This window comes from Mesorhizobium sp. M9A.F.Ca.ET.002.03.1.2, assembly GCF_003952365.1.
GTDB lineage: Bacteria > Pseudomonadota > Alphaproteobacteria > Rhizobiales > Rhizobiaceae > Mesorhizobium.
In genome coordinates this window covers 3,718,018-3,736,722 of record NZ_CP034443.1, presented here as the reverse complement: position 1 = coordinate 3,736,722, position 18,705 = coordinate 3,718,018, and the positions used below count along the sequence as shown (strand labels likewise).

At 60.3% G+C, this 18,705-nt stretch carries 17 protein-coding genes; 9 read left to right on the top strand and 8 right to left on the bottom strand.

From position 1 onward, the window contains the following. Positions 1-55: 55 nt before the first annotated feature. The 3 genes from EJ066_RS17855 to EJ066_RS17845 are packed head-to-tail and all read right to left on the bottom strand — an operon-like array spanning position 56 to position 1,469. Entirely contained in the window at positions 56-523 is a 468-nt protein-coding gene (locus tag EJ066_RS17855) for a periplasmic heavy metal sensor (protein ID WP_126040167.1), read from the bottom strand. Beyond that, positions 520-924, bottom strand: coding sequence for a hypothetical protein (locus tag EJ066_RS17850; RefSeq protein WP_126040165.1), 405 nt, complete (start codon positions 922-924; stop codon positions 520-522). The genes EJ066_RS17855 and EJ066_RS17850 overlap by 4 nt, the downstream gene beginning before the upstream one ends. After that, a complete protein-coding gene (locus EJ066_RS17845; RefSeq protein ID WP_126040163.1) occupies positions 921-1,469 on the bottom strand; it encodes an RNA polymerase sigma factor in 549 nt (182 codons plus the stop codon). Before EJ066_RS17845 ends, EJ066_RS17850 begins: the two co-directional genes overlap by 4 nt. Before the next feature lie 290 nt (positions 1,470-1,759). On the opposite strand from EJ066_RS17845, the gene EJ066_RS17840 reads away from it, so the two are divergent. From EJ066_RS17840 to EJ066_RS17815, 6 genes are all read left to right on the top strand, one after another. After that, positions 1,760-2,530 carry a TIGR01458 family HAD-type hydrolase gene (locus tag EJ066_RS17840; RefSeq protein WP_126040161.1) on the top strand — a complete coding sequence of 257 codons (771 nt, stop codon included), beginning with the start codon at positions 1,760-1,762 and terminating at the stop codon, positions 2,528-2,530. A 155-nt stretch (positions 2,531-2,685) separates the two neighbouring features. Continuing rightward, entirely contained in the window at positions 2,686-3,138 is a 453-nt protein-coding gene (locus EJ066_RS32125) for a cupin domain-containing protein (RefSeq protein ID WP_245454933.1), read from the top strand. A gap of 12 nt (positions 3,139-3,150) precedes the next feature. After that, positions 3,151-3,579, top strand: coding sequence for an antitoxin Xre-like helix-turn-helix domain-containing protein (locus EJ066_RS17830; protein WP_126040159.1), 429 nt, complete (start codon positions 3,151-3,153; stop codon positions 3,577-3,579). Next, a complete protein-coding gene (locus EJ066_RS17825; RefSeq protein ID WP_126040157.1) occupies positions 3,580-4,272 on the top strand; it encodes an RES family NAD+ phosphorylase in 693 nt (230 codons plus the stop codon). Positions 4,273-4,404: 132 nt separating this feature from the next. Then, complete coding sequence (locus tag EJ066_RS32120; protein ID WP_245454932.1) at positions 4,405-4,524, top strand: aldehyde dehydrogenase family protein; 120 nt, start codon at positions 4,405-4,407, stop codon at positions 4,522-4,524. A 299-nt stretch (positions 4,525-4,823) separates the two neighbouring features. Continuing rightward, positions 4,824-5,843, top strand: coding sequence for an LLM class flavin-dependent oxidoreductase (locus EJ066_RS17815; RefSeq protein ID WP_126040155.1), 1,020 nt, complete (start codon positions 4,824-4,826; stop codon positions 5,841-5,843). 115 nt (positions 5,844-5,958) lie between these two features. Here the strand turns inward: EJ066_RS17815 and EJ066_RS31445 are convergent, their stop codons facing one another. Further along, complete coding sequence (locus EJ066_RS31445; protein WP_189644300.1) at positions 5,959-6,384, bottom strand: nuclear transport factor 2 family protein; 426 nt, start codon at positions 6,382-6,384, stop codon at positions 5,959-5,961. 193 nt (positions 6,385-6,577) lie between these two features. Further along, positions 6,578-7,138: a GNAT family N-acetyltransferase gene (locus EJ066_RS17805; RefSeq protein ID WP_126040151.1), complete on the bottom strand. Its 561-nt coding sequence runs from the start codon at positions 7,136-7,138 to the stop codon at positions 6,578-6,580. 485 nt (positions 7,139-7,623) lie between these two features. Here EJ066_RS17805 and EJ066_RS17800 point away from each other — a divergent pair, with 485 nt between their 5' ends. Both EJ066_RS17800 and EJ066_RS17795 read left to right on the top strand, forming a co-directional pair. Beyond that, on the top strand, positions 7,624-8,913 hold the full coding sequence (locus tag EJ066_RS17800) for an MFS transporter (protein WP_126040149.1): 1,290 nt from the start codon (positions 7,624-7,626) through the stop codon (positions 8,911-8,913). 181 nt (positions 8,914-9,094) lie between these two features. Next, complete coding sequence (locus EJ066_RS17795) at positions 9,095-10,189, top strand: acyltransferase (RefSeq protein ID WP_126040147.1); 1,095 nt, start codon at positions 9,095-9,097, stop codon at positions 10,187-10,189. A gap of 271 nt (positions 10,190-10,460) precedes the next feature. On the opposite strand, the gene EJ066_RS17790 is transcribed toward EJ066_RS17795, so the two are convergent. Both EJ066_RS17790 and EJ066_RS17785 read right to left on the bottom strand, forming a co-directional pair. Beyond that, positions 10,461-11,750, bottom strand: a complete 1,290-nt coding sequence (locus EJ066_RS17790) for a glycosyltransferase family 4 protein (protein ID WP_126040145.1) — start codon at positions 11,748-11,750, stop codon at positions 10,461-10,463. A gap of 23 nt (positions 11,751-11,773) precedes the next feature. Continuing rightward, entirely contained in the window at positions 11,774-12,736 is a 963-nt protein-coding gene (locus tag EJ066_RS17785) for an NAD-dependent epimerase/dehydratase family protein (RefSeq protein WP_189644299.1), read from the bottom strand. Positions 12,737-13,035: 299 nt separating this feature from the next. Here EJ066_RS17785 and EJ066_RS17780 point away from each other — a divergent pair, with 299 nt between their 5' ends. Then, positions 13,036-14,376: a nucleotide sugar dehydrogenase gene (locus EJ066_RS17780; RefSeq protein ID WP_126040143.1), complete on the top strand. Its 1,341-nt coding sequence runs from the start codon at positions 13,036-13,038 to the stop codon at positions 14,374-14,376. Positions 14,377-14,572: 196 nt separating this feature from the next. Here the strand turns inward: EJ066_RS17780 and EJ066_RS17775 are convergent, their stop codons facing one another. Beyond that, positions 14,573-17,662, bottom strand: coding sequence for an FG-GAP-like repeat-containing protein (locus EJ066_RS17775; RefSeq protein WP_245454931.1), 3,090 nt, complete (start codon positions 17,660-17,662; stop codon positions 14,573-14,575). Positions 17,663-18,705: the final 1,043 nt, after the last annotated feature.

The window sequence follows — 18,705 nt, the reverse complement described above, 5'->3', positions numbered from 1 at the left end:
TTGCTTTCAAAGGCTTCAACGCGGCGGTGACAGGAATCCGTCGCTGTTTCCAGCTCTATTTTTCGCGTGCTCGGCGCAGCATGTTGGTGCGGCCGCGCAGGCCGTCGACAAGCCGAGCCCTGTCGGCTGGCGTCAGTTCCGTCGCGAAGGTCACGATCGCCTGTTCGAGCCGGCCGCGCAGCGCCATATCGGCTTGCCGGACCGAGGCGAGCGTCTCGTTGACCGCCGCTGCGTCGATCGGCTCGGCCTCGATCAGGCGCGCGACCTCCTCGCGGCCGGTCCGAGCCGCTTCGATGTCGGCAGCCGACTGGCGCCGCGCCTCAGCGAGCGCCTGGCGGAACGCCTTGCGCTGCTCGGGCGACAGGCCGGCTGCGGCGAAGCGCAGGCCGCGCTGGTCGCCCGCTCCGGCGCGCTGCCCGTCCTGTGTGCGCCACATGTAGCCAGCGCCGGCGGCGGCGCCGAGCACGAAGATGTTGAGCGCCAGCGAGACGGCAAGCAGGACCTTGATGCTGCGTTCGCTCATTGCACGTCCCCCTGCATGTCGCCGAATACGGTCAGCGCATAGGCGTCGCCATCGTCAGGGGCGTTGTCGAGCGGCAACAGCACGGCGACTGTCAGCACACCGGCCAGCGCGCCCGCCAGTCCGATGCCTGCCAACCCGGCGCACCGCCAGACGAGCCGCGTGCGGCGCCACAGCGCCTGCGGCGCCGTGGCGATGATCCTTCGCGCGAGCGCGCCGTCCGGAGCTGCAACGCGATGGCGCGACAACAGATCGTCGAGTTCCGCCGCCGGTGCAAGCGCGACTTCGGCTTGAGCCGGGTTGGCGGCGATGAAGCCCAGCGCCGCCGCCCGCTCGTTCTCGGGCCAGCGCCGCGGCGACCCGCCATAGGCGGCAACGATCTCGGAAAATCTTTCTGGAGTCATGTCATTTCGTTCCTGTCCCGTCCGAGCCTGGAGCGCAGCTGCCGCCGCGCCCGCGACAACAGGCTTTCCAATGCCTCGATGCTGATCCCCATGATTTCTGCCGCATCGCCGTTCGAAAGCTCCTGATAATATTGCAGCATGATCGCCTCACGCTGGCGCTCCGGCAGTTCGGCCAGAGCGCGCCGCACCTGGCGCTGATCGTCGGCCGCAAGCATGTCCGCTTCCGCGCCCGGGCGTTCGTCGGGGCGGTCGGGAAGTTCCGCCACCGGTGTTTCGCGCCGCCTGCGCAGCCGGTCGTAGCAGAGATTGAGTGCGACCCGATGCAGCCATGTGTCGAACTTCGCCTCGCCGGCGCGCCACCCCGGCGCCGCCCGCCAGATGCGCAAGAAGGTTTCCTGCGCGACGTCCTCCGCCTCTCCGCGGTCGCCCAGCATTCGCGTGGCGAGACGGATCAACCGCGGCAGCTTGCGCTCGACCATGGCCTCCACCGCTTCCGCATTGTTTTGCGCGATCAGCGCCAGCAGCCGCTCGTCGGTTTCGCCCACGCTCTGCCTTCTCGTTCCACCACGCCAGACCCGACACGACCGTCATCCTGCACCCGCTATATGGCTTCAACGAGTGTCGATGGGAAAACCCGTCGCCCGCCCGTGCATTTCTGGTCGATGGAATTGACCATGGTTTGGCGGCTCGTGTGTTTAGGCTTCCGTTCGACGTTGCCGACGAGCCGGCGCCGCGGATGCGGATCATCGCTATGTCGCCTGTCCGCCCCGATCCAAAGAAACCATAGCCTTGTTGCGGATTTGACGCATGGCGGACTCGTGGTCATGCTGGATCGATGACAAGGGGTGTGCTGCTGGACCTTGCAGGCGTCATCTATGATGGCGAGACCGCCATACCAGGCGGGGTCGACGCCGTCGCGCGTTTGCGCCAGGCCGGTTTGGCCGTACGCTTCGTAAGCAATACCACGCGCTCGTCGAAACAGAGGGTTCTCGAACGTCTGGAGGCGATGGGGTTAGCCGTTACCAAAGCAGATGTTTTCACGCCGGCGCAGGCCGCGCGTGAATGGCTGCTTCGGGATGGCCGTGCGCCATGTTTGCTGATTCATCCCGGCCTTGCGCCGGATTTTGACGAACTGCCGGATCACGACAGGCGCGCCGTCATCGTCGGCGATGCCGGAGACGCCTTCACCTACGCGGCGTTGAATGACGCGTTCCGCGAGCTGAACGCGGGGGCCGAATTGCTGGCCCTTGCCACCAACCGGACGTTTCGTGATGGCGACGGCGGGCTCAGCCTCGATGCAGGGCCATTCGTCGCGGCATTGGAATTTGCCTCCCTGAAACGCGCGACCGTTCTCGGCAAGCCCTCGTCGGCATTCTTTCTGTCGGCGCTGGCAAGCATGGACTGTCCGCCGGATCAGGCGATCATGGTCGGCGACGACGCCGAGGCCGATATAGCCGGCGCCCTGCGCGCCGGACTTTCGGGCGCATTGCTGGTGCGGACAGGTAAATACCGGCAGGGCGATGAGAAACGGTTTGATCCGCGCCCGACCGCAACCGTCGCCGATCTCGCGGCGGCAGCCGACTGGATCATTGCGCGCCGAGACTGATTGCGCCGGCTGAACCGGCCGTTCACTGCGCCGACAGCGCCCGCGAAAAAACTCATCGACCTGTTGCGATGCGTCGATCGCCTTAGGTATCCCAAACTCGCTGAATGGAGACCCCGCCACCTTCACCTGCACGATCCCTTGGAAAGGAAACGACGATGAGTGATATCGACAGCAAAACGTTCGTTCTTGCAGGCATCGTCATGAAACGCCTGCTGTCCGGAGAACAGACCGCGGGGCAGTTCTGCCTCTTCGAGAACAAAAGCGACGGAAACACGAGGACGCCGATCCATGTCCACGCCAAGGACGACGAGACGGTTTACATCATCGAAGGCGAGCTGACTGCGGTGATCGACGGCCAGCCTCGACGCCTGACCGCAGGCGAGAGCATCTTCCTGCCGCGCGGCATCACTTGCTCTCGGATTGGCCAAAGGCGGCGCTGGGCTCGCAAATGCGACCGTGACCTACCTCAACGCCGACGTTCTGATGCAGGTGAGCGATCACAACCCAGTTGCTCTTGGTTGCGCCAGAGGGAGAACCCCTCCTTCGAAAAGGGCCTTGCATTCTGGACAGTGTGCCATCATCTGATGTATAGATTGACTATCAAGTGATGGAGAAAGCCAATGCTCACCGCCGCGCGCGCACTTCCCATCCTGCCGGAACGACAGGACTTCTCTGCCGAAGCCGATCGCACCAGACTGTCGAAGGTGGCGCTCAAGGCCTACAAGCGTCTCGTCGAGCATTGGGGGCTTACGGGGCAACAGGCCGCGGCACTGCTCGACGTTTCGACAAGCACCTGGGAGCGGCTGAAGCAAGGGGGAAAGGACAAGTCCCTCAGCCAGGACCAGTTGACCCGTATCTCGGCCTTGGTCGGGATCTACAAGGGCCTCCACCTGCTGTTCGCTGACGATATGGCCGATCGCTGGCCCAAGCTCGACAACAAGGGTCCCCTCTTCGCCCGCATGAATCCCATCGAGTCGATGATGAAGGGCGGCATTCCACAGATGCTCGAGGTGCGCAGATATGTCGATGCAGTCCGTGGAGGACTGTGATTGTCGATCGACAGCGTGCCGGTCGTCACCGAGGCGTTCCGGAAGACTGTCCGCTTGGTGACGACGGCGCGCCTGCGTGCGGCGGTGCTTGTCCCATTGGTGGACGGCGATGAAGAACTCGATCTCCTCGCGGAAATTGAAGGGGCAACGAGCAGCCGGCTTATCGCCCAGGACCGAGGCATTTCAGGTCTTGCCGCCAACGAACTCGTCTACGACGTGCCCCATGCGCACTTCATCAATGCATCCTTTGCCTACGCCAAGCCGCAGCAACCCAACCGGTTCAATGGCGCCGACCGCGGTGCCTGGTACGCCGCCTTCGACGTCGCCACCTGCCTGAGTGAAGTAGGCTATCACCTGACGAACGCGCTGGCGGACGCGGGCGACTTCAACGCCACCGTCGAATATGCGGAAATGTTCTGCAGCCTCGCTGGCGATTTCCTCGATCTGCGACAGGTCCCTAGTCACCCATCGCTCGATCCGGATAAGGCGAAGGCTTATCCGGTTGGCAACGCGTTGGCCGACAGCGCCCGGGCCGCGGGTCTCAACGGTATTATCTATCCCTCCGTGAGACACAAGGGCGGCACCTGCCTCGTTGCGTTGAGGCCTGCTGCGGTACAGTCGGTTCGGCAGGGGGCCATCTATCGGATGACTTGGCGAGGTGATCCAACGCCAACGGTCCAAGGGCCGCTCTGACCGTTGGACCCAACGCTGCACGTTGGAAGGCAGTGTAGCGACCTTCCGCGCTCCGCAGCCACCCACCCGCAATCTCAGCCTCGCCCAGAAGACCGAGGCGGCACTGGAAGCCGGCATGTCGGCGTCAACCATATGATGGTGTCGACACCGGAAACACCGTTCGGCGGCGTCAATGAATCCGGCTATGGCTCAGAGAGCGGCATCGAAGGGCTTGACGCCTATCTGCGGACAAAATTTGTGACGGAGATGTAGGGTGAGGCGCGAAGTTGCTTCGGTAGCGGTGCCCACCTCCACTGCCAAGCAGTGGTGCGCTTGAACCGGCTAATCGCTGGAAGATGGCACGACCATACCGATTTCCTTGTCCCCAAGCGTGGGGCTCATCATTAGGCTGATTGTCCGTTAGGAAATCCGTATCAATCTCACCAAGGAGAGCGGGCTGCAGCAGAAACCCCTCCTGCCCTTCTTCGTATCTCTCAGGCCGGAATTCGGTGTGGCGCGCCAACGGTTTCGTAACTAGATAACGCGAACCTCTTACCTGACGCGGTGCCCTCATGAAGAATATCGGTTTTCTGTCGTTCGGACACTGGGCGCCCTCGCCCCAGTCACAGACGCGGTCGGCATCCGACGCATTCCTGCAGTCCATTGAGCTTGCCGTCGCTGCCGAAGAGCTGGGCGCCGACGGGGCGTATTTTCGCGTGCATCACTTTGCCCGTCAGCTCGGCTCGCCGTTTCCGCTGCTGGCGGCCGTCGGCGCCAAGACCCGTAGGATCGAGATCGGCACGGCCGTCATCGACATGCGCTACGAAAACCCGCTCTACATGGCCGAGGACGCGGGCGCTGCCGACCTGATCGCCGGCGGGCGTTTGCAGCTAGGCATCAGCCGCGGCTCGCCCGAGCAGGTGATCGACGGATGGCGCTACTTCGGCTACGCGCCGCAAGAGGGCGAGAGCGATGCCGACATGGCCCGGCGACACACGCAGGTGTTGCTCGAAGTCTTGCGCGGCAAAGGCTTTGCCCAGCCCAATCCGCGGCCGATGTTTCCCAATCCTCCCGGCCTGCTTCGCGTCGAGCCGCACTCGGAGGGTCTGCGCGACAGGATCTGGTGGGGCGCCGCCACCAACGCCACCGCGGAATGGGCGGCGAAATCAGGAATGAACCTGCAGAGCTCCACGCTCAAGTTCGACGAAAGCGGAAAACCCTTTCACATCCAGCAGGCCGACCAGATCCGGGCCTTTCGTGCGGCCTGGAAGGAGGCCGGTCACGACCGCAAGCCGCGGGTGTCTGTGAGCCGTAGCATCTTCGCGCTGGTCGACGATCGCGACCGCGCCTATTTCGGCAGCAGTGAGAGCGAGGATCATTTCGGTTACATCGAAGCGGACACGCGCGCCGTGTTCGGCCGCACCTATGCCGCCGAGCCGGACGTCCTCATCGAGGAACTGAAGAAGGACGATGCCATCATGGAGGCAGACACGCTGCTGCTCACCGTCCCCAACCAGCTCGGCGTCGATTACAATGCGCATGTGATCGAGGCGATCCTGACCCATATCGCCCCGGCCCTGGGTTGGCGCTGACACCTGCGGCCGAAAACGCCCCTGCCCTTGCGCGAATGCTTCATCGCCATGACAGCTGGCCGGGGTTAGGCGGCGCCCAGCCAAACAACGGCCTTCTCCTCCCCACCGGGCTTGCTCAATTGGTCACAGGCGGAGCTTCGACTGCCCAGGAAGGATCGGCGCCGAAAGGATGGTCAATGAAGAAGGCCCAAGTGCCGTCTGGCAGCTTCCGATGCACCTCCATCCCGTGATGATGCACTTCGATCGGTCTGCCCTGGTCGTCCTCACCCCTGATGAGCCACTGCGAACGGGTCATGGCGAAGCCGCCTGACACAGTGGTGTGATGCGTGACAACGTCCATCTGAGGCTTCATGCCGATATAAGCGGCCATCGTCTCGCGGATGCCGTCGCGCCCACGCGCTATCCTGGTGCCGCCATGGACTTGATCGACCTGAACGATCGACGCCTCGGGATGATACATCGCAGCGGCAGCCTCCACGTCCTGGGCATTGAAAGCTCGCGCAAGCCAAAGATTGCAAAGTTCAGGAGAAGGTGCACCCATTTCAGGCTCCTTATTGCTGACAATGTTAGACCCGACCAACTCCGTCGGGCTCGTCGGCAATCGCCCATCGGTTGGAAGTTGGCTCTCACAGCTCAAGATAGGATCCACGGGCATCGGGACAACCGATGGAAGCTGCGAGACAGCATCTCGGAAAGCGAGAGGGTCCATTCCGTTCCAACAGTGGGTCGGATCTTTATCGATCGGAGCTGTCGATATGCTGAAGCGGCAATAGGTAAGCGATGACCTTTTGATCGCCGAGAGCCGGGTCAAAGCCGATAATATCAGATGCGAACAGGTCATGGGAGGGGCGCCTCTGGAAGCCGAGGTTCTCATACAGCGTGCATGCCGACGTCATGAACGAGGCAGTGTGGAGCGCAAGGGCGCCTGCGCCCTGGTGGCGGGCCCGCATCACGCACCATTCGCAAAGCGCGCGGCCATGGCCGTGTCCCTGCGCCGAGGGAGCAACCGCGAGGGTCCTGAGGCCCGCCAGCCCAGGAGGCCAGCCCATGCCTTCGTGGGCGGCCTCCGCGTAGTAGCTGACTGTCCCGACGAGCCGTCCTTGGTGTTCGAGCACCGCCAGGTTCGCATCCTCCCATCGCCCCGCAAGATCGCAGGCATCGTTTACGTAAGGTTCAAAGATGTGCCGGGGCAGAGCGTGCTGGAACGATGCGAAGGCATCGGAGACCAGCGCGCTGATTTCATCCAGTTCCTCATGCCTTGCCAGGCGGATGCCTTGTTTCGAGACGATCGGCATTAAATCTCCTCACGATCGAGCGGCACGTAAGCATCGACATGTGCACCCGTGGCGTGGCCGTGATCGCAGCCGTAGGACCACAGGTATCTTGCAGACGGATCGACGTCCACGTCGCGCAGCAGCTCATCGGGGCGACGCCGCCCCAGACGCGCGGCTCCTGGCCGCTGACTTCCGTCGAATTCGTATTCTGATGCTGGTGCTGTCGTCTTCAAGTCGAGGTCGGAACATACCTGCTCCAAGTGTTAGAGCGCAAAGTGCGATCGAGATGCAATGCCGCAGCGCTTAGTCAATTGATTTTACAATGTTTTCCAAAGTTCTTCGCGCCGTCTGCAGGCGTTCGGCGATCGTTCATTCGCCGATGTCGCGAAGTGTCAGGTGCACCATGTCGTTGATCTGAATGGACACGACCGGCACGGGTTCGCTACGTTGAACACGGCTTGGAAAGACGGCGATCGCGGCAGTATCGAACCGCTGAGGGCGGGAGCATGAAACAGTTCGAAACATCGGAAGATACCCTCGCCTCCCTTCGCACCATCCCCACCGGAATCTGGGCGCTTGGTTTCGTCTCGCTGCTGATGGATGTCTCGTCGGAGATGATCCACGCTTTGCTGCCGATTTACCTCGTGACCGTCATGGGGGCATCGATGGTGACGGTTGGCATCATCGAAGGCATCGCCGAAGCGGCGGCCGCCATCACCAAGGTCTTCTCCGGAGCGCTGTCCGATTGGCTGGGAAAACGCAAGCTGCTGGCGGTCATCGGTTACGGTCTCGCCGCGCTCACCAAGCCGGTCTTCCCATTGGCCGCCTCGGTCGATTGGCTGGTGGCGGCACGTTTTGTCGACCGCATCGGCAAGGGCATCCGCGGTGCGCCCCGCGATGCGCTGATTGCGGACATCGCCCCGGCTCACGCGCGCGGCGCCAGTTTCGGGCTTCGGCAGTCGCTTGACACGGTCGGCGCATTTGTCGGGCCACTCCTGGCGATCGGCCTCATGTGGCTCACCGCCAATCAGTTTGTGACCGTGTTCTGGGCCGCTGTCGTTCCCGGCCTTCTGGCGGTTGCGGTGCTGGTCATTGCCGTCCGCGAGCCGGCTCGACCTGCAGACCTGCGCAAGGTGCGCGCGCCTTTGAGTCTGCCCGAGCTGCGGCGCCTGGGCTTGCCCTTCTGGCTCGTCGTCAGCGTCGCCACGGTGTTCACGTTGGCAAGGTTCAGCGAGGCCTTTCTCATACTGCGCGCGCAAGACACGGGTCTGCCGATCGTTTTCGCTCCCCTGGTGCTCGTGGTGATGAATGTGGTCTACTCGCTCGCCGCCTATCCGGCCGGCGCGCTCTCCGACCGCGTCAATCGCCTGACCATGCTCATTTTCGGCTTCTTGATCCTGATTGCTGCGGACCTTGTGCTGGCACTTCCTGAGAGTCTTGCCGGTGTCGCGCTCGGTGTGGCTCTCTGGGGTTTGCATTTGGGGCTTACGCAAGGGCTTCTGGCAACGCTCGTCGCCGATACCGCGCCACCGGAGCTGAGAGGCACCGCCTTCGGGATGTTCAACCTGTCAGGCGGACTCGCGCTGCTGGCCGCCAGCTTGCTTGCAGGCATGCTCTGGGACGCTTTTGGACCGCAGATGACCTTTCTGGCGGGCGCGGGCTTCACTGCGCTGGCCCTCCTTGGTCTTGGCCTGGTCCGCTGGCGTGTGCCGACACTAGGGCACAATCGGAAGGTGGAGACCAAAGAAATCGTGACGTCCAGTCATCCGAAACGCGGTCTCCGATCGCAGCGATGATGAAAGTAACATTGTTCCGCTTGCTTCAGAAACGTTGGAATCAATCCACTCCGTCGTGAGGCACATACCTTCGAAAGGATGTATTCGGTAATCAAAGGACGAACTTATAATACCCGCCGGCGGCATCTAAGCTTACTTTGACGCGCTCCGCCCAAAAACGGCTCTCCTTGCTGAGATCGCAATGGCGCAACGCAAGAGTTCACATCTCGAAGGCGACCAAATGAGTGATTTCGACTTACGAAGGCCCAACGCTCTAAGCTTTTTCCGACTATTATTTGCGTCACTTGTTATTATATCCCACTCGCCGGAACTTATAGATGGGAACTCGAATCGTGAGGTGCTGAAGAACATCTTCGGTACGTTGACCTCCGGCCAGGTGGCCGTTTACGGCTTCTTCTTCATTAGTGGCTTCCTCGTGCTCGACAGCGCTATGCGAAGCAGCTTCTACACCTTCATGTCCAGACGTGTACTTCGTATAGTTCCGGGATTCGTTGTGGCATACTTGATCAGCATCAGTCTGGTATTTTGGCTGGGAGGTGGTGACTTTGATGAATTATCTCCGAGCCGGTGGGCGGCTAAGCTTTCCAAAATGGCGCTCTTGCTGAACCCGGCGCAGGTAGGATCGGCGTTTGCCGGGTCCCATGCACCAGATGTTAATGGATCACTATGGACTATTGCATACGAGTTTCGCTGTTATGTGCTTGTGGCAATCGTGGTATTCTGTCTCGGTCGCGCCACGCTTGTCTTTTCGATCATGTCAGTTTCACTGGCAATAATCCTCGTTAGTTCCATTTCGCAAGGTGTTTACTTTCGCTACGATCTTGGAAATTTTGAGCCCATCGGTAACGTGGACGATGCCGTACGTTTTACGATGATATTTTCCATTGGGGCGTTGTTTCAGCTGCTCAAGGAGCATGTGAGGAGGAGCAATCGGGTAGCGCTTTTGTGCTGTATCCTTCTCATAGGCGGGATGTTCTCGGAGCGGCTAGCGCCCCTCGCAGTGGGCGTGTTTGGAGGTTATCTGCTCCTGTATTTGGCGTTTCTAAACGAGAACAGCGTCTTAAATTCGATTAACCGAAAGAATGATATATCGTACGGCGTGTATCTCTACGCATGGCCGATTCAGAAGCTAATGATCATGTATGTTCCGGCAATCACGCCTATACAGCTAACGATCTTGACCGTGCCTATAGCAGTCTGCGCGGGCTTTCTCAGCTGGCATCTTGTTGAGAAACGGGCGATCCATATGCGGCTGCCGATCCTCCGCACTGCATAAACGGCGCGATCGCCCGGGCCTTGCGCTGAAGCCCTCGCGCCTGGCGTCGTTACAGCCAGGTTCACTCGGCCTCCTTCACTCCGCCCTTTGGGCTGGGCGCACCTGACGGCCGTTAGTGAAGAGAGCGGCGGGCCTGACGGGCCTATTCCAATCCGACATGGGTTGGGCGTAGACCGATACCGGGTTGAGCGCTACACTGAGGATCGCCGCATGCGCATCACATCGGCCTACAAGCTGCGAGGCACTTGCGATCGCCGCCCACCGCTAAGGCTCAATGGCTGACGATCTTTGTGGAAACATGGACCCGCTTGCCTGGGCGCAGTTTCTGATAGACGGACTTGAGCCGTTCTGCGCGCGCCTCCCACGAATACAGCTCGACGGCACGCTTGCGCCCTTCGCTTCCCATTTCGCTTGCCCGGACCGTATCCTCCAGCATCGTCATCAATGCCTGGGCGAGCTCGCCAGGAGCATCGACTTCGACCAGCATCCCGGTCCTGCCAGCTAGAATGGATTCACACATCCCGCCCACGCTCGTTCCCACCACCGGTATCCCGCATGCCATGCCCTCCACGACCGATATTCCGAAGCTCTCGCTGAGGGACGGATTCACAACAATGTCGGCCTCATGGTACGTCGCTACGAGGTCCTTGTGGGGCACGTTACCCACGAAGTGAACTCGATCACGTAACCCGTGGCGCTCGATGAGTTCCTCTAAGTGTTCCCGATATTGGCAATTGCCCCAGCGATCGTAGAAACGGCTCAACGCGGTTACCCGCGGATCCGACGAGAGGCTGGTCAGGAAGTCCACCGGAAGCGGAGAATGCGGCCCTGCGATCCGAAGTTCCACGTCCGCAAACCTGGCCGCAACCTCACTGAAGGCCTCGATCAGTGTGTGAAGCCCCTTCTCTGGCGACACCCGCCCAACGAACAGAATGACACGTCGGGTTCTGGTGGATGCGGAAGCCCGCTGCCCGCTCGGCCGAAAGTAAGAAACGTCCACGCCGTTACCGACAGTGGCAACGACGCCAGGATAGTCCGGGAATGCAGAACGAAAGGTTGTTGCGATGTGGTCGCTGACGGCGACGACCGCATCCACCACTTTGAGCTGACGGGCCACCTGAGCGTGGTCACGCTGTGACAGCCACTCACACTGCATCTCAAGCACGAGCCGATGAGATGAGTTGGCTGCCTTCAGTTCCCGGCACCATGCCCAGTAATTCATCACATGGACGATATCTGGTTGATCGACGGCGAGGTAGCGACGAACCTTGCTACGATATTGCGAGTGGTCATCGGCCTTCCGATCCAGCCGCAACCAGCGCGCCAGACGCGGAAACTGGTGGATGACCCGCTGCAGCGCGCGGTCACGCCGCGCCGGAGCCCGCCGCACCGCGAACGGCAGGTCCGCGGGCACCGTGTCGTCTCGATAATGCTTGCCATAGAGCGTAATCTGCAGGCCTTCGCCGAGCCGCAGCGCCGTATTGTAGACGATCAGACCGATTGAGTTTTGAACAGGCGGAAAAAGTCTATCGTACGGCTGACCGACATATACGAGCTTCATGTCACTCCCCACCGCCAGCTCGTTCAGGCGACTCTTCTAAGTGCAGGGCGGTCTTCCGGTCGGGAGAGGTGATCGGCGAGGCGGCGAATGCCCTCTTCGAGCGGCACCAGGGGACGGTTCAATATAGCCTTCATCTTGTTCGTGTCAGGACAGCGGCGCGTCATGTCGCCCTCCGCAAGGGGCGGTCGGAATTCCAACTTCGATGACGAGCCCAGCACTTCGATGACAAAGTCGGCCAGCTGTCGAATGCTCATTTCCACGTCGCTGCCAACGTTGATCACTTCGTTCTCGTGCGCGCGCGTTCGATGAACCGCGATGCAAGCGTCAACCGTGTCGTCGACATAGCAGAAGGTGCGGGTCTGAGAACCGTCCCCGTAAATCGTCAGGGGCTCGCCGCGCAGGGCTGCACGCACAAATCGCGGCAGAACGAAATCCTCGCTCTGACGTGGCCCGTAGGTGTTGAAGAAGCGAAAAATGGTAAATGGCAGTCCAAACTCACGCTCAAAAGTGCGCAGATAGACCTCTCCAAGATTCTTCACCACTGCATACGGCAGACGTGAGTTAAGTGGCGTGGTGCTCTCGTTTTGAGGAATCTCGAAAGGTTCGCCATATACCTCCGATGACGAAGCGAAGTAGATACGCTCGGCGCCGGTGTTCTTGCATAGCCTCAGCACGTTCTCGATACCGGTGATGTCGCGCAGCACGAGCAACGGATTTGCCAAAGTCCGCTGCACACCGACCACGGCTGCGAAATGGAAGACGTGGGTGAAATGGAAGCGGTAGAACAACGATGAGATGTCGTCGAAATCGTTCGCATCCGCCTTTACTACGGTCAGATTGCCCGCGTCTATTTGTACCTTGTCTCGACTTCCGGTCGACAGGTTGTCAGCGACGACCACCTGGGTCTGAGGTAGCTTGACCAACGCGCGAGTGAGGGCACTGCCGATATTGCCCGCTCCACCAGTTACCAGGATCGATTGCGTCATAATCCACCTCAACCGAACAGTTTAATCGCTGATGCAATGTGCGTCCCTTCGCCAAACGCGGCGTGGCTCCGAGATCCTTAGGACGTCGCTTGAAAATCAAATGTGGCAGCGCAAGATTTATTTGACAACGTGGCTTGGGGTAAGCACTTCGGCTGTTCTCCCAATGGTGCAACCCATGCTATTTTCAGCTCTGGGGCTGGCTAAGCGCATACATTTTGCTGATTGCTGTGAACTGCTTCCCCGCGGTAATTGAGGCAATCCTTTATTGTCGACATTGAAGCGAAAGTTGCCAGCATCTCATGCAGACTGCTCCAGACCTTCAGGAACTGGTTAACCGCATCCGAACGCGGGACTACACCATTGGCATCATGGGCCTCGGCTACGTTGGTTTGCCGCTCGCCATGATCTCGCTGGACGCCGGGTTCAAAGTCATCGGTTTCGACATCGACGCGTCTCGGGTTGCACTTCTTAACCGCGGAGAAACCGGCATAGATCATTTGCCTGGTGCTGCCATCAAAGTGGCTGTCGACAGCAAGCGGTTTCGCGCCACCAGCGATTTCGCCGACCTAGGCGAACCCGACGCGATCTTGATAGCGGTGCCAACGCCGCTTACCAAAAACCGGGAGCCGAACCTGTCGTTCGTCGAAAACAGCGCACGTGCGATCGCGGAGCGGCTGCGCCCTGGTCAACTTGTCGTTCTGGAGTCGACGACCTGGCCAGGAACGACGCGAGAGGTCGTGCAGCCGCTGCTCGAGGCGACGAATCTTTCTTTAGGAAAGGACTTTTTTCTCGCCTTTTCGCCCGAACGGGTGGACCCAGGCAACGATGTCCACACCACCGCCACGGTTGCAAAGGTGATAGGCGCCGACGACCCATCGTCCCTACAGGTTGCCAAGGAACTGTACGACCAGATCATCGTGCAAACCGTTCCCGTTGCCTCCACCGCAACGGCAGAGGCTGTGAAGCTGACCGAGAACATATTTCGCTCTGTGAACATTGCGTTGGTCAATGAGCTAAAGGTGATTTTTGACAGGATGGGCATCGACGTCTGGGAGGTGATCGAAGCTGCCAAGACCAAGCCGTTCGGATATATGGCGTTTTATCCAGGCCCAGGCCTCGGCGGGCACTGCATCCCGATCGACCCATTCTACCTGACCTGGAAGGCAAGAGAGTACGAAATAACAACGCGCTTCATCGAACTTGCCGGTGAAATCAACACGAACATGCCGCATTATGTGGTTGCCCGCCTTGCGGAGGCCTTGGACCAACGAGCCAGCCGCGGCCTGAGCGGTTCGCGGATCCTGGTGATCGGGATGTCCTACAAGAAAAACGTGGGTGACACACGAGAAAGCCCATCGTTGAAGCTGATCGACATCATGGAGCGACGCGGGGCAGTCGTTGATTACCACGACCCCTATGTACCGGAAATACCCGGAACAAGAGAGTACGCCACCCTGGCAGGTCGCCGCTCTGTGGATATCTGCGCTAGCAGTTTGGCATCGTATGATGCCGTTGTCATCTCGACAGACCATGATGCGATTGATTGGCAGAACATCACCAAGCACGCAAAGCTGGTACTCGATACGAGAAATGCTTGTGCGCGTAGTCAGTCACGCACCGACAACGTCATAAAGGCATGAGCGGCCCGGCTTGCGCACTGGCTTGGTCAACCTGCCATCGACAATGTCGAATGGTTTAATACGTCGAGCGGTTGAATTCGTTCAGCGCAGCGAATTTTCCCGGACTTGAGCGTCGATGCACGAGCGCCCGCGCAGCGGTGTAAACAGGTGGTGCCGGACGAGGTCGCTACAGTTCATGCGGCGCGCCGGCCGATGCTCAGCCCTCCCCGTCAGCGGACCTTTTGGTCGCCATCAGCATCCTCGCCGACCGCGTCATTGCGCCAGACATGGATGGCTTCGAATGCGTCCCATGCGATCGACACGATGTCGAGATCCCCGTCACCGTCAAGGTCGACCGTCCTTGCTCCCAGATGGCTTTCCATCCCTTCGCCGACCAGCTGCTCGATGAACCGTCCCCACCCAGATTATGCCAGCTTGAGAGGCGAAGTGTGCCGCGATGCTCGCCGATGATAAGATCCGCCCTGCCGTCCCCAGTCATATCGGACACTGAAAGGCTATTAAGGGAACCGCGCGAGGTGATTTCGTGTTGCTCCCAGTCGGAGGAGCTGTCGCCGGGGTTGTGCCACCAATACGCCTTAGCGCTGTCGGCTTTGCCATTTTCCTCGGTCACGACGATGTCCGCACGTCCATCGCCATCAAGATCGGCGGCAGCCACGCGGTCGGGATAGACCATTTCAGGAACTTTTCCAACATGCCGAAGCTCCCAGTCTGGCGAGCCGTCACCTGGATTGCGCCACCATGCGGCCGTCTTTGCATCGCCGGTCGTGGCGACAAGGTCAAGTAGACCGTCGCCATCGATATCGGCGAATGCGATCCCTTCATCAGACGCTTCGACGCAGATGCGGGTGCGCGGCCATGGCTCGACTGTTGGATCGTCAGGAATCTTGAAATAGAAAACCCCACCGCCGCTCGAGACCGCCAGCTCCGGCTTCCCACCTTTTACGATCTGGGCTAGCGCATGGCCCTGAGAGCCGAGCTCATGACTGGCGGCGGGAACCTCTCCGATCCCGTGCACTTCAAAGCGGTGCGCCTCGATGTCCTCGGCATGGAGCCACACCAGGTGCAGCGCCCTGCCTCCGCCTCGCTGTGCTATGACCTCCCCGCGCCCATCGCCATCGAGATCCAGGGCTGCGACCGCGTCCACACCCTCAGCAAGCCGGGTCCGTTGCCATTGTGTGCTCCAGGCTTCGGACGGTTGACGGTACCAGAACGGACCCGAGATGATGTCTGTGCGACCATCACCATCCATGTCGGAAAAAGCGAGCCCAAAGGAGCGGACATGCCCGTTCGTTATGCGATGATAGGTCCAGCGGTCGATTCGGACCGATGCAGGCGGATCCAGCCGATTGATCCAAACTCTGACGGGCGGGTTGCCCACCCAGTTCGCCCCATAGATGTCGAAATCGCCGTCCCTGTCGACATCGGCGACGACGCCGTTGTGGAGACCCACATCGTCGATCACTTGACGGGCCCAGCGCGTTCCTTGCCCGTCGATATTGTAATGGATCGCGAGTTTGCGCTCCTCGGTCGTATGCATCTGCCCAACCACGACATCGTTGTCTCCGTCTCCGTCCATGTCGGCTGCCTGCAGCGTATGGGCGCCCGCGACAGATGGCTGAATGACATGGCGGATCCAGCGGCCCGTCGGTCCGGCGAGGGGCTGGAACCAGGCGACGTCGTCAGTGTGCTCGGAACTTGAAGTCAGAATGTCGGCGCGGCCGTCCTGGTCAAGGTCGGTGACGAGCGCCTTGAATGCAGGATTGAACGGACCAAGCTCGTAGCTGCGCCATAGTGCTGGATCGCGTGCTGCCGCTGCGCCTGGATTCGACGCCCATACTCCGTGCAGGACGAGATCGACATCAGCATCGCCGTCAATATCCCCGATTGCCATTCCCTCTTCGCCTAAGTTGAAGGAGAACAAGCCCACGCGGGTCCAGGAGCTGGGGCTTTCTTGGAAGAAAATCATCACTTCGCCAGGCGCCCGAACGACGATATCAACGAGGCCGTCCCCGTCGAAATCGGCCGCCTTGATGTCTTTGCCCCAGCCGCCGACTGCACCGATTTCCCGACGCTTCCAGCTGGTACCGTGGGTCGGGTTATCATTCGGCCGCGGGTTCTCGAACCAGACGAGATTGACAGCATCGGGCCCATCGGCCGTGACGATGTCGGGATCACCGTCCCCATCGATGTCGGCAAGCACGCCGTCGGTGGTGAACTCGACGTGGGGCCTCGCGATTACGGTGCGGACCAGATCGGGCCACCGCCACCAAGACATCGCATCCTCGGGGAAGCCGCCAAGAACGAAATCCAGTCGATTATCGCCGTCTATATCGCCAACAAGCTTTACGTCTCCTGAATAGGGGGCAATTTCTTTGCGTTCAAAAACAAGACCCGACTCTAGAATTTCTTCGGGAGGTCCCTGTCCCTGAGCGGCGTCGCAGCTTGCGAGGGTGCACCCGATCATAACGACCGCGATCAGGCGGCCACACATGCTAAATATTGATTTCGTAGCGTGTGAACATTTCGTAGTCGGCCAGCAACCGCCCGACGAAATCTCCCCCGACAAGTCCGACAGCGTCCGCCATTCATCTTGGTTCTCCAGGCGCTGCATCTGCGACGCATGCGCCGCCAGCGCTTCACGCTTTACGTCGATAACATCGCCAACATAGGCGAGGCTATTGAGCGTGAACGGCGCCCGCAGCCCTGCCGCCGTCTTGATCGTCTGCCGCAAAGTAACACGCCACATATTCGGCAAATCGCCCCACAGACTTGTCCATGGCCAATGGTACCAATACCAGACTGGATACTCGAATACCGTGACAGGGCGACGATAGGCACGAAGCGCCGCGCGAACTGCTGCATTGACGGCGACATGATCGGAAGTCGGATCCTTTGCATGGTTCACGAAAACGCTCTGCGGCCGCCATGAGTTGAGCCTCGACACGACCGCATCTGTTATCTCATGAAGGTGATGATTGGCCGCCCCGTCTGGAAGGCGTAAGAATGTAACACTTTCGGATGATGCGCCCAGACGACGAACTGCTTCTATGGCTTCGGCCTCGCGTGTCGCCCGCAAGGTTTCAGGATGCATAAGGTGGCGATGAGACGCGGCGCCATCGGTGACGAAAACAAAACGGACCTGGGCGCCCGAGGCAATCTTTTTGGCCGCAACGCCACCGCAACCCAGCGTCTCGTCATCCGGATGGGGCGCAACAATGACAGCAGACGCCGACCAGTCGCCTGCCTCAAACGGCCTAAGTCGCAGCCGCAATTGATTGTCAAGCATGGTGCTGAAGGTCCGTCTAAAGGTCCACATCGGTGCGCTTCCATCATCCGTTCGCTCGCGTCGTTGAACGCCGATCGCCCATGGTAACAGAACTCACGGGCGTTCGAGACCCGTGTTTGCTGGTGGGAAAGGCTTATGAACGTGGGTATCCTCGCGCAGGATTTGGGCCGCGGCTGGCCGACGAAACAGAGAGCTGTCCCAAGCCGATGGTCGAGATCGGTCTTCGATGCCGATCCTGTGGCACATCATGATGCACTACGACCGCTACAGGCCATCGCGCTCGGATCAGAGGGCGAGTACATCAAGCGCTGGTTCAGGGATTACATTCCTTGAACGGCAGCTTGACGGTCCACGGCGCAGCCCGGGGATGTGAAACGCCACGCTGCGTGACTGGCGTGCGCTCAAAGAGAGGGTCGAGCGGGAATATAGCTGGAAGGTCACCGCCAAGCGGACCGAGCAGCTTGTTGTTAGGCCAGCACGGCAAGAGACAGCTGCCAAGCCCGCTTCTTGATCGCCCGCGCGGATGGGCGTGCGGAACGCGGGATGGTCAATCGGTAATCAGGCTGCACCAAACAGACATACGCCGTTTGGGGACGTTTACGTTCCCACGCTCCGGCGTAAGGTCTGGCACGATGCACTCGAACGAATTCCAACCCCAGCAACGCGCCTGCGGCGATGACATCGGGATATCAGCCGTAACACCGCCTCATTTGATTGCGCTAGAAAGAGGATCTCCAGAGGAGCTGCCTATGACCAATAAGAACTGGATGCAGCCACCCTTCCTCTCCAACCACAGTATCCTCAGCCATGGGTGCTTGTGGGTGGTGGAATAGAATGACGAGCAAGCACGCTAAACGCTGTCCGTGGCCCGCGACTGCTCTGCGTTCGCGAGGTTCCAACTCGACAGACGATAGCTGGAGAGAGGTCGACGGCTCTCCTTTTTATTCACGTAGACCAAGCCAGATCGCTAGCGGCGCAGCCGTGGGACGAAGGCGGAAAGCCTTGGCTGCGCGATCGAAAGTCGCAGGCCTGTATGCCAACGG